Source organism: Catenulispora subtropica, from assembly GCF_039531675.1.
Classification (GTDB): Bacteria; Actinomycetota; Actinomycetes; order Streptomycetales; family Catenulisporaceae; genus Catenulispora; species Catenulispora subtropica.
This window is the reverse complement of sequence record NZ_BAAAQM010000134.1, coordinates 1-866: the sequence shown is the minus strand read 5'-3', so window position 1 is coordinate 866 and position 866 is coordinate 1. Positions and strand designations below refer to the sequence as shown.

The following is an 866-nucleotide window of genomic DNA, read 5'->3' as shown; positions in this document are numbered from 1 at the left end:
GGGTCGCCGGCGAGCTTCCAGTAGTTGTTCAGCTCGGCCCAGTTCGACCACGGCCACGCACCGCCGGGGACATAGGTGCTCACACCGATCGAACCGTCGCCGCCGCGGGCGAACACCGAGACCTGCTTGGTGTCCGGGTCGTAGACCGCGTGCGGGTCACCGGCGAACGTCCACAGCTGGTTCACCTCCGCCCACATCGACCACGCGCCGCCGTTGACACTCTGTGTGAAGCCGATCCGGCCGGTCGTGCCGCGAGCGAAGACGGTCATGGTCTTGGTGTTCGGGTTGTAGGCGATGGTCGGGTCGCCGGCGAGCTTCCAGTAGTTGTTGAGTTCGGTCCAGTTCGACCACGGCCACGCACCGCCGGGGACATAGGTGCTCACACCGATCGAACCGTCGCCGCCTCGTGCGTACACGGAGACCTGCTTGGTGTCCGGGTTGTAGACCGCGTGCGGGTCACCGGCGAACGTCCACAGCTGGTTCACCTCCGCCCACATCGACCACGCGCCGCCGTTGACGCTCTGTGTGAAACCGATCCGGCCGGTGGTGCCGCGGGCGAAGACGGTCATGGTTTTGGTGTTCGGGTTGTAGACCGCGCTGGGGTCGCCGGCGAACTTCCAGTAGTTGTTCATCTCAGTCCACGCCGACCAGCTCGACGCGCCGTCGGCCTGGGTGCTGACGCCCATCGACCCGTCGGTGCCGCGAGCGAAGACCATCGTGGTCCTGGTGTCGGGGTTGTAGACCGCCGACGGCTTGGCCGTGGTCGGGAACACCCACATGCCGCTGACCTCGGACCAGTTCGACCAGCTGGTGCCCGCACCCTGGCTGAACCCCAGATGCCCGCCGGAACCCATCCCGAACACCGT

General features: G+C 66.7%; 1 protein-coding gene. It reads right to left on the bottom strand.

Features of this window, described 5'->3' with window-relative positions; all coding sequences use genetic code 11:
* Window positions 1-866, bottom strand: an 866-nt coding sequence (locus ABD466_RS44280) for a DUF8189 domain-containing protein (RefSeq protein ID WP_486334162.1), incomplete at both ends; no start/stop codon positions are given.